This is a genomic window from Bradyrhizobium sp. SUTN9-2 (genome assembly GCF_003122645.1).
In the GTDB taxonomy this organism is placed as follows: domain Bacteria; phylum Pseudomonadota; class Alphaproteobacteria; order Rhizobiales; family Xanthobacteraceae; genus Bradyrhizobium; species Bradyrhizobium yuanmingense.
The window spans coordinates 6,169,433-6,178,942 of the sequence record NZ_LAXE01000001.1; the positions used below are offsets into that span (position 1 = coordinate 6,169,433).

Genomic DNA, 9,510 nt, shown 5'->3' on the forward strand with positions numbered 1-9,510 from the left:
GCAATCCAGGGTCTTTCCGCGGAGGCAGTCTGGATTGCTTCGCTTCGCTCGCAATGACGAAATCATGAGCATCGGAATGTCACACTTTGATGGGCGCGACGTCGATCCAGCGGCGCTCCTTCCAGCTCTTCAGCGCGCATTCGGCGAGCTGAACGCCCTTGGCGCCTTCGAGCAGCGTGAACTTGTAGGGCGCATCCTCGTAGACGTGGCGGATGAACATTTCCCACTGCTCTTTGAAGCCGTTGTCGTAGGTGACGTTATCCGGGAGCTTCTGCCAGTCGCCGTAGAAGTCGTGCAGCCGCTTCTCGTCGGGATTCCACACCGGGCGCGGTGTCGCCTGCCGCGCCTGGATCATGCAGTCGGTGAGCCCCGCGACCGCCGAGCCGAGCGTGCCGTCGACCTGGAAGGTGACGAGGTCGTCGCGATAGACCCGCGTCACCCAGGACATGTTGATGTGGGCGATGATGCCGCCTTCGAGCTGGAACGTGGCGTAGGCGGAATCGTCAGCAGTCGCCTTGTACTTCTTGCCCTGTTCGTCGAAACGCTCGGGGATGTCGGTGTTGCCGATGCAGCTCACGCTCTGGACGTTGCCGAAGAGGTTGTCGAGCACGTAGCGCCAGTGGCAGACCATGTCGAGGATGATGCCGCCGCCATCCTCGTCGCGATAGTTCCAGGAGGGCCGCTGCGCCTCCTGCCAGCCGCCTTCGAACACCCAATAGCCGAACTCGCCGCGCACCGAGAGGATGCGGCCGAAGAAGCCGGAATCGCGCAGGAAAGCGATCTTCTTCAGCCCCGGCAGAAACAGCTTATCCTGCACCGTGCCGTGCTTGACGCCCTTGGCATTGGCGAGCTTCACGACCTCGACCGCTTCCTCGAAATTCGTCGCAATCGGCTTCTCGCAATAGACGTGCTTGCCGGCGTTGATGGCCTGGGTCAGCAGGCCGGGACGGGCCTGCGTCGTCGCGGCGTCGAAGAACATGGTGTCGTTCTTGTCGGCGAGCGCGGCATCGAGATCGGTGGTCCAGCGCGTGATGTTGTAGCGTTTGGCCAGCGCCTCGACCTTGTCGGCGCTGCGGCCGACCAGGATCGGGTCGGGCATGACACGGTCACCGTTCTTCAGGCGCACGCCGCCCTGGTCGCGGATCGCGACGATCGAGCGGATCAGATGCTGGTTGAGCCCCATCCGGCCGGTGACGCCGTTCATGATGAGGCCGAGGCGTTGGGTGGTCATGCCAATTGCTCCTGAGATCTTGGCTGGGCGAGCGGGCGCAATGCCGACCAGTCCGGATGGACCGACGAGGCGAAGCCCGCGCAATGAAGCGATCCCGTCAGGAGATCGCCGTCGTGAATGGAGAGCCGGATACCCCGCCTGGCATCGGCATAGAGATCGGGATGCGCGGCGGCGAAGGCCTGAGCTTCTGCTATGGGCGTTTCACCGAAGCCATCGACGTAGTGGTGGCCGTTGCGCTCGGCGTGGGTGACGCCGATGAAGGCACCGAGCGCAAGATCCTGCTGCACGGCAAGGCCGGCCTGGCAGGTGAGGTCCTCACCAGTGATGAAGAAGGCTTCGCCTTGCGCGCTCCATTTCGCCACACGCGTGGCGTTGATGATGGACTTGTAAAGTCCCTTGCAAGATTTCGAGGAGATGCCGCGATAGCCGAGCGCCCGTGCTGCCGGGAACGCGTCGTAGGAATCGTCGGCTTCGTCGATGATGAAGCCGCGTGTGCCCAGCGCGCCGAGCGGCGTTCGCCGCGTAATGTCGCGCGGCATCGGCTGCTCGACATAGAGCAGGCGCGCGGCAATCGGGCGCAGCGCGGCGTCGCGATTGAGCCCGTCCATCAGCGCCTGTAACGCGGCGAGATCGGCATACTGCTCGTTGGCATCGAGCGTCACCTTGTAGTCGCGTCCAAGCGTGTCGAGCTGCTTGCCGATCCGGGCGAGCCGCGCCGCATCGGCAGCCGGATCGCCGGACAGCTTGAGCTTGAAATAGCGTGCTCCGGTATTCTCGCGTGGATCGGCAACGCCGCCCTCGCCTTCCACGACATCATCAAGGCCGACGGTATGCCTGATCGCAACACGCTCGAGCGGCACCCGGCCGGCGAGGAACGTCCTGATGTCTTTCTCGCTCACGTCAGGAGAAAGCCGCGCATCGATGCCGGCGATGTTGCCGGCTATTCCGTCGAAGAAGCTGGTCTCGACGGCGCGGAGCAGCGCATCGAGAATGGCCTTGTCGATCTCCGCGGGGCCGTAGGCAGCAGCCAGCGCCGGAATATTCTTCTTCGCGCAGGTCGTGATCTGGGCACCGATGCAGGAGGCATGCAGATCGAACGCCGTCTGGAAGCCGGTCCGTGCCAGATAGAGTCCGCGCGCGATCTCCAGCGAGCGACGCAACTCGTCCACCGTCTGCGCTGGCGACAGCTCCGGCCGCTTGTCGAACCACTTTGGCACCAGCAGCTCGGCGCTGGCACCGACGGCGGTGCCCCGGCCCTCGACCTCGATCTCGGCCCGCACGAACAGCTGCGGCGTCGCGTTGATCGTGATCGCACCGAAGCGGAACGGCCGCGCGAACTGCACGGGACGTTCGAAGAAGGCGATGTCTCGCAGCTTCAGGCGGGGGGACATGGTTTCAGTCCAACGCCCCTTGCGAGAAGAAATGCTTGCGGATGCGCTGCACCAGCTCCGTAAACACCGGGTCGGCCATCGCGTCGAGCGAGCGCGGGCGCGGCAGCGGCACGTCGTAGATCGCGGCGATCGCGCCGGGGCGCTCGGTCATGACCAGCACGCGGTCGGCGAGGAACACGGCCTCCGGAATCGAATGCGTGATCAGGAGCACGGTCTTCTTCGTCTCGCGCTGGATCCGCATCAATTCGACATTCATGCGCTCGCGTGTCAGCGCGTCGAGCGCGCCGAACGGCTCGTCCATCAGCATGATCTTCGGATCGTGCACCAGCGCGCGGCAGATCGAGGCGCGCTGCTGCATGCCGCCGGAGAGCTGCCAGGGCAACTTCTTCTCGAAGCCTTCGAGGCCGACCAGCTTCAGCAGCGACTTGGCGCGGTCGAGATATTCCTGGCGCGGCAGGCGCTTCATGTCGATCGGCAGCATCACGTTGGAGAGGATGTTGCGCCAGGGCAAGAGCAGCGCGTTCTGGAACACGATGCCGACATTGCCGTGCGGCGTCGTCACCTTCTGGCCCTCGACCAGGATCTCGCCCGTGGTCGGCGCCAGCAGGCCCGAGATCAATTTGAGCAACGTGGACTTGCCGCAGCCGGAAGGGCCGACCACGACGAAGAACTCGCCGTCATTGATGTGGAAGTCGAGCGGCCGCAGCGACGGCACATCGCCGTCGCGCGTCCGGTAGGTCTTCGACACGCCCGACAGCTTGATGCCCGACGCATCGCCGGCAGCCCGGTCGCTCACCAGTCTCAGATGAGCGGCCGACTGCGCGGTTTCACTCATGACAGTCGCAGGTTTCACGAGCCGCTCTTCGGCAGGTAATCGCTGGTGTAGAAAGCCTTCGGGTTCTCCTTGGCCTTGGCGTCGAGGCCGCCATATTCGACCAGCAGGTTGACGGTCTCGGTCATGTTCTGGTCGGTGACCTGGAACGGCCGCTTGCCCTTGGTCTCCGCGGTCCGGTAGAGCGGGATGGTCAGCTCAAAACCCTGCGTCAGCGTGTCGATCTTGCCGCCCTTGGGGTTGGCATCGAGGATCGATTGCGCCGCCGCCTTCGGCTCCTTCTCGGCAGCTTCGACCGCCTTGGTCGTCGCCGACATGAAGCGGCGGACGAGGTCCGCATTGGCCTTCACGTAGTCGGTGTTGGCGATGACGCCCGAGGAGACCATGTTGATGCCGTAGTCGGCGAACTTGATCGGATAGACATCCTTGCCGGTCGCGTCCTTGATCTTCATCGACTGATCCATGACGTAGCCGAGCAACAGATCCGCCTGGCCGTTGATGACGGCGTTGAGCTTGGTCTGGCCGTCGCCGGCGACGGTCTTGAAGTCGCTTTCCTTCAGGCCGGTCTTCTTCAGGAACAGCGGCCAGATCTGCGTCATGGAATCGGCCGGCGTGATCGCCACCGTCTTGCCCTTAATGTCTTCAGGCTTCCTGATGTTCTTGTCGGCGAAGCCCATGGCGGACATCGGGCTCGTTTGCAGCAGCACGCCGGTTGCGACCACGGGCGCGCCCTTGATCGCGGCGCGCATCATGGTGGGGACGTCGACATAGCCGAAGTCCGCGGTCTTGGCGGCAACCGCCTGCGTGGTCGCAGCCGAGCCGCGGCCTTCCTGGATCTCGAGCTCGATGCCTTCGGCGGCGTAGATGCCCTTGGCCTTGCCGTAATAGAACGGCGCGTGCTCGCCATAGACGTACCAGTTCAGCATCAGCACGACCTTGTCGGCTGCCTGCGCCGGCATGGCTGCGAACGCCATCAGTGCTAAGGATGCAGCTCCAATCAACCGCTTCATCGTTTCTCTCCCTTGCCGTTGGTTGCGTCGGCCGTTGGTGGCCGCTCGTTGCTTTAGTCAGGATGCAAAGATCACGTCCTCGCGCTGGCTGACATGCCAGGGAATGACCAGCTTCTCGATCCGGTCGACGATCCAGAACAGGATCACGCCGAGCAGCGCCAGGATCACCAGCGCCGCGAACATCGTCGGCAGGTCGAAAGTGCCGATCGAGCGCTGCATCACGTAGCCGATGCCGGAATTGGAGCCGACGAACTCGCCGACCACCGCGCCGACCACGGCCAGCGTCACCGACACTTTGAGACCGGAGAAGATCGCCGGCAGCGCATGCGGCAGGTTCACCGCGCGGAACACCTGCAGGCGGCTGCCCTGCATGGCACGGGCGAGATCGACCATATCGGGATCGACCGATTTGAAGCCTTGCACCGCGGAGACCACGACCGGGAAGAAGCCGAGCAGGAACGCCGAGATCACCTTGGGAATGATGCCGAAGCCGAACCACACCACAAACAGCGGGGCGATCGCGATCTTCGGCACCGATTGCGAGAACACCAGCAGTGGATAGACGTAGCTCTCCACCGTCTTCGAGCCCGCGATCAACATCGCGACGGGAATGCCGAACAGCGCCGACAGCAGGAAGCCGCAGACGGTCGCATAGGTGGTCGGCCAGGACTGGCGCAGCAGCTCCGGCCATTCGGTGCGCAGCACGGCGACGACGTCGAGCGGCGCCGGTATCTGGTAGGCCGGGATTCTGAACAGCCGGATCGCGAGATCCCAGGCGACGACGATGAAGACCAGGAACAAGAACGGCCGAACCCAGGCTGCATTCAGCAGCTTGGAAACAGCGTTTTGCGGCTTCGGCTCGGCCAATTTTCACTCCCGGCAGTCTTCTTCGTTATGGGGAGAAATTAACCCGTTGGATAAATACTGTCCAGAGCTTTCCCTGTGACGTTTTGTGCTCGGGGTTCCGGGAGCTTTTGGGGACGGGACTATCGCCTTCCGTGTCCCGGACGCGCTGCAATGTAAGCGTTGCTGCGCTGCGTCGGGGCACGGGGCGGAGTGAGGTGCACGCGCCTCCACGTGGTCATTGCGAGCGCAGCGAAGCAATCCAGAATCTTTCCGCGGAGACAGTCTGGATTGCTTCGCTGCGCTCGCAATGACGGAGCAAGGCGCCCCATCATGGCTACGGGCTACACCGCCTGCACGACCGCGGCGCGCGACTTCGGCGTCTTCGCGATCTCGAACAGCGCCGCGGATTGCCCCGTCAGCGCGGCCAGCACGAGGCCCACCATATGCGCCAGCCGCTCGTCCTTGGCCTTCTTGTCCAGGAGATCGCGGCCGAAGATCACGCTCAGCGTTGCCGAATTGGAGAGATAGAAGAAGCTGAGCGCTGCGATCGAGATGTAGAGCTGCACGGGGTCGACCGCGACCTGGAAGTCGCCGCTGTCGACGCCGCGGCGCACCACGGTGCGGATCATCTCGACGAAGGGCGAGTGCATCGACTTGACCTTGGTCGATTTCTTCAGGTGCTTGGCGCGCGCGAGGTTCTCGGTCTGCAGCAGCGAGAGGAATTCGGGATTGCGCAGGAAGTAGTTCCAGGTGAACTCGATCAGGCGGCGGATCGCCTCGGGCGGATCGAGATGTTCGAGGTCGAGCCCCCGCTCCTCGCTGCGGATCTTGTCATAGGCGCCTTCGAGCACGGCGAGATAGAGCTCGTCCTTGTTGCCGACGTGATAGTACAGCATGCGCTTGTTGGCGCCGGCCTTGGCGGCGATGCGGTCGACGCGCGCGCCGGCAAGGCCATGGGCGGAAAACTCCTGCTTGGCGGCTTCGAGAATGCGCAGCCGCATCCCCTCGGGGTCGCGCTGCCATTTCAGAGTTCGCTTTGCCTTCGCCAAACCGGGTGCTCGCTGGGTGCCGACAAGACGCGTGTAGCACGCGAGCGTGAGTTTGAGAATGTTCGTCATTCCGGGGCGCGCCTCTTGGCGCGAGCCCGGAATCCATTGGGCGGCAGAGTCAGCCGCGAAATGGATTCCGGGTTCGATGCTACGCATCGCCCCGGAATGACAGAATCACTCCACCGGTCTCGGCGAACGCTCCAGCAGCACGGTCTGGATTCCGCAGGTGCCGCTCCGCACCGTCATGATGCGCGTGCCCGGCTTGCGGCCGGTGCGCACCTCTGAGACGTCGAGTCCGCTCGCGATCAGGCGGGCGCGGGTGGCGTCGATGTCGCCGACCCGCCAGCTCAGGCCCCAGAGCCGGTCATGCGCGGCATCGCCGCCCGCGACCGGGCGGCGCACCACCTCGACGATGAGGTCGCCGCAGCGGAAGAACATCAGCTGGCCCCAGTCCTGGTGCGAGCGGTCGAGCGCGAGATCAAGGCCCAGCCGGGCGCCGTAGAGCGCGGCGGCGCGCTCGGAATCCTCCGTGGTGACGACGACGTGGTCGAGCCCCTCGATCGGCGCGATGTCGGTCGCGGCCGACTTCGGACGCTCGTCGGCCAGCTCCAGGAAGAACATGCGCACGCCGCGCGTCAGCTCCGTCGCGGCCCGCGTGCGCTTCCAGTGCAGCACGGCGTCGGTGGCGGCGTCGCTGCTTTCGACCTCCGCGACCGTATCAGGCCTCAGGGCCACCCGCTCCAGCCGGCGGTGCATCTTGCCGATGTCGGCGACACGAAAGCACAGGCTGGCGAGGATGCCTTCCTGGTCGCCGAGCAGTGCGCGCATGCGGTCGGCGGTGACGCTGAAGCCGTGAGGGGCCATCAGCTCGATGGTCATGTTGTCGAGGGTGAACAGCACCCGGTCGGCGCCCTCGCCCGAGTTCTGCCAGGCCGGCGCGCGGGCGAGCAGCGTCTGATAGGCCGCCTTGGCCGCACCGATATCGCCTACGAGAACGACGATGTGATCGAGGCCGGTGATCATTCTGCACCCTTTTTGTGGACGGGGAACCCCGGGAGCGAAAGACGGCGTTTGTCCGGGCTTGGCATAGGCCAGTGATGGTCGTATTCCCGGACCATGCTGACCTCAAGCGCTTCGGGCGGCAGTTTTGCGAATAATTTCAGCGTCCCTCCGGAGCGGAACCGGTGCTAGAGTAATCTCGCCGGCCGGGACCACAAGCGCATCACGGACAAGCAATGCAGGCTCTCTTCATCGGACAGACCTATATCGACGTCGTCTTCATCACCGACCACATGCCGACCGGCGACGAGAAGCACGTGGCGCGTGACTACGCGGTCTCCTTCGGCGGCAATGCGGTGACGGCGGCGTTCTGCTGCGCCAAGCTCGGCATCGTGCCGGACCTGATCGCGACCGCAGCCAATGACTGGCTGGGGCGCATGTTCCAGGACATGTGCGCGAAGTACGGCATCTCGCTGCATGGGCGCAAGGTCAACCAGTCCTCGCTCTCCTTCATCATGCCCAAGGACGGCAAGCGCGCCATCGTCCGCTGCCGCGACGACGAGCACATCCACCCCTTTCCGATGCTCAATCTCGGCGGCTGCCGCGCGCTGCATGTCGACGGCCACCAGCCGGATGCCGCCATCCACTACGCCAAGGTGTGCCGCGAGGCCGGCATCCTGACCTCGCTCGACGGCGGCGGCCTGCGCACCAACACCCATGAGCTGCTGGAATTCATCGACGTCGCCATCGTCGCCGAGCGCCTGTGCGAGCAGATGGATCTGACGCCGGAGAAGATGCTCGACTATCTCAAGAGCCGCGGCTGCAAGATCGGCGGCGTCACCATGGGCGAGAAGGGCCTGTTCTGGTACGACGAAACCGGGACGGTGCAGGTGATGCCGGCGATGCCGATCCCGCGCGAGCGCGTGATCGACACCAACGGCGCTGGCGACGTCTTCCACGGCGCCTATGTCTATTCCTACCTCGCCCATCCCGGCAAAAGCTGGCGCGAGCATTTCGACTTTGCCCGCGCCGCCTCGACCTACAAGATCCAGCGCCTCGGCAACGAGGCCGGCTTGCCGACGCTGGTCGATATCGCCAAGGTCAGGCACGAGTTCGAGGTCAGGGTCTAGAAAGAGATGGGGCGGGTCTTCGTTGCCGGCAGCATCAACATGGATGTGGTGGCCACGGCCGATCGCCATCCGCGCGTCGGCGAGACCGTCGCCGGCCGCCAGGTCCTGTATTTCCCAGGCGGCAAGGGCGCGAACCAGGCGGTCGCGGCCTCGCGGTTAGGGGCGCGGACCACGCTGATCGGGCGGCTGGGCAGGGATTCGTTGGGCGCTGAGCTGAAGGCCTTTCTCGGCGACCAGGGCATCGACCTCGGCTATGTCGTGGAGATGGCCGAGGCGCACACCGGGACGGCCATCATCACGGTGGCCGAGGCCGACAACACCATCGTCGTCGTTCCCGGAGCGAACGGGCTGGTCGGCGCTGATGACGTCAAGGTCGTGCCGCTGCTGAAGGGCGACGTCGCCGTCAGCCAGTTCGAGATTCCGCTGCCGACGATCGCTGCCTTCTTCCACCGCGCCCGCGCGGCGGGGGCAGTGACCGTGCTGAACCCGGCGCCGGCGCAGAAGATGCCGGGCGAGCTGCTGGCGCTGGTCGACATCCTCGTGCTGAACGAAACCGAGCTCGGCTTCCTCGCCGGCGTTGAGCTCTCCGAGAGCGACGCGGCCGGCCGCATCATCGATGTCGCGCGAAAACTTCAGGCGCGCGAGGACCAGACCATCTGCGTCACGCTCGGCAAGCGCGGCGTGCTCGCGCTCGCCGGGCACGAGGAGATCTCGGTGGCCGGCCGTGTGGTGAAGGCACTCGACACCACCGGCGCCGGCGACTGCTTCGTCGGCGCGCTCGCCGCGCAACTCGCTGATGGCGCGCCCTTGCGTGAGGCGCTGACGTTCGCCAATGCCGCCGCCTCGATCAGCGTGCAGCGCATGGGCGCCGGACCGTCGATGCCGACGGGGGCGGAAGTGGCGGCGATACTGTAGAGGCCTCTTCGCCTCTCCCCGCTTGCGGGGAGAGGTCGGAATTTGCGAGAGCAAATTCCGGGTGAGGGGGACTCTCCGCGAGTCCGACTGCTATCCTATGCGCGGAG

At 64.9% G+C, this 9,510-nt stretch carries 9 protein-coding genes; 2 read left to right on the forward strand and 7 right to left on the reverse strand.

Annotated features, from left to right (window positions below; genetic code table 11):
- Positions 1–79: 79 nt before the first annotated feature.
- From XF30_RS28535 to XF30_RS28565, 7 genes are all read right to left on the reverse strand, one after another.
- Complete coding sequence (locus tag XF30_RS28535) at positions 80–1,231, reverse strand: Gfo/Idh/MocA family protein (RefSeq protein ID WP_036004662.1); 1,152 nt, start codon at positions 1,229–1,231, stop codon at positions 80–82.
- Complete coding sequence (locus XF30_RS28540; protein WP_109144527.1) at positions 1,228–2,622, reverse strand: enolase-like domain-containing protein; 1,395 nt, start codon at positions 2,620–2,622, stop codon at positions 1,228–1,230. Before XF30_RS28540 ends, XF30_RS28535 begins: the two co-directional genes overlap by 4 nt.
- A 4-nt stretch (positions 2,623–2,626) precedes the next feature.
- Complete coding sequence (locus XF30_RS28545) at positions 2,627–3,457, reverse strand: ABC transporter ATP-binding protein (protein WP_192893460.1); 831 nt, start codon at positions 3,455–3,457, stop codon at positions 2,627–2,629.
- Positions 3,458–3,471: 14 nt separating this feature from the next.
- Complete coding sequence (locus tag XF30_RS28550) at positions 3,472–4,464, reverse strand: ABC transporter substrate-binding protein (protein ID WP_109144529.1); 993 nt, start codon at positions 4,462–4,464, stop codon at positions 3,472–3,474.
- 57 nt (positions 4,465–4,521) lie between these two features.
- Complete coding sequence (locus XF30_RS28555) at positions 4,522–5,331, reverse strand: ABC transporter permease (protein ID WP_109144530.1); 810 nt, start codon at positions 5,329–5,331, stop codon at positions 4,522–4,524.
- Between the two features lie 320 nt (positions 5,332–5,651).
- Positions 5,652–6,359 carry a TetR/AcrR family transcriptional regulator gene (locus tag XF30_RS28560; protein WP_192893462.1) on the reverse strand — a complete coding sequence of 236 codons (708 nt, stop codon included), beginning with the start codon at positions 6,357–6,359 and terminating at the stop codon, positions 5,652–5,654.
- Positions 6,360–6,533: 174 nt separating this feature from the next.
- Positions 6,534–7,382: a VOC family protein gene (locus tag XF30_RS28565; protein ID WP_109144531.1), complete on the reverse strand. Its 849-nt coding sequence runs from the start codon at positions 7,380–7,382 to the stop codon at positions 6,534–6,536.
- 212 nt (positions 7,383–7,594) lie between these two features.
- On the opposite strand from XF30_RS28565, the gene XF30_RS28570 reads away from it, so the two are divergent.
- Complete coding sequence (locus XF30_RS28570; protein WP_057027031.1) at positions 7,595–8,488, forward strand: sugar kinase; 894 nt, start codon at positions 7,595–7,597, stop codon at positions 8,486–8,488.
- A 6-nt stretch (positions 8,489–8,494) separates the two neighbouring features.
- Positions 8,495–9,403: a ribokinase gene (locus tag XF30_RS28575; RefSeq protein ID WP_109144532.1), complete on the forward strand. Its 909-nt coding sequence runs from the start codon at positions 8,495–8,497 to the stop codon at positions 9,401–9,403.
- Positions 9,404–9,510: the final 107 nt, after the last annotated feature.

Excerpts from the sequence above, each read along its gene's own strand:
- XF30_RS28550 (WP_109144529.1), bottom strand. The coding sequence starts at position 4,464 with ATGAAGCGGTTGATTGGAGCTGCATCCTTAGCACTGATGGCGTTCGCA.
- XF30_RS28575 (WP_109144532.1), top strand. The coding sequence starts at position 8,495 with ATGGGGCGGGTCTTCGTTGCCGGCAGCATCAACATGGATGTGGTGGCC.
- XF30_RS28570 (WP_057027031.1), top strand. The coding sequence starts at position 7,595 with ATGCAGGCTCTCTTCATCGGACAGACCTATATCGACGTCGTCTTCATC.
- XF30_RS28535 (WP_036004662.1), bottom strand. The coding sequence starts at position 1,231 with ATGACCACCCAACGCCTCGGCCTCATCATGAACGGCGTCACCGGCCGG.
- XF30_RS28545 (WP_192893460.1), bottom strand. The coding sequence starts at position 3,457 with ATGAGTGAAACCGCGCAGTCGGCCGCTCATCTGAGACTGGTGAGCGAC.
- XF30_RS28565 (WP_109144531.1), bottom strand. The coding sequence starts at position 7,382 with ATGATCACCGGCCTCGATCACATCGTCGTTCTCGTAGGCGATATCGGT.
- XF30_RS28540 (WP_109144527.1), bottom strand. The coding sequence starts at position 2,622 with ATGTCCCCCCGCCTGAAGCTGCGAGACATCGCCTTCTTCGAACGTCCC.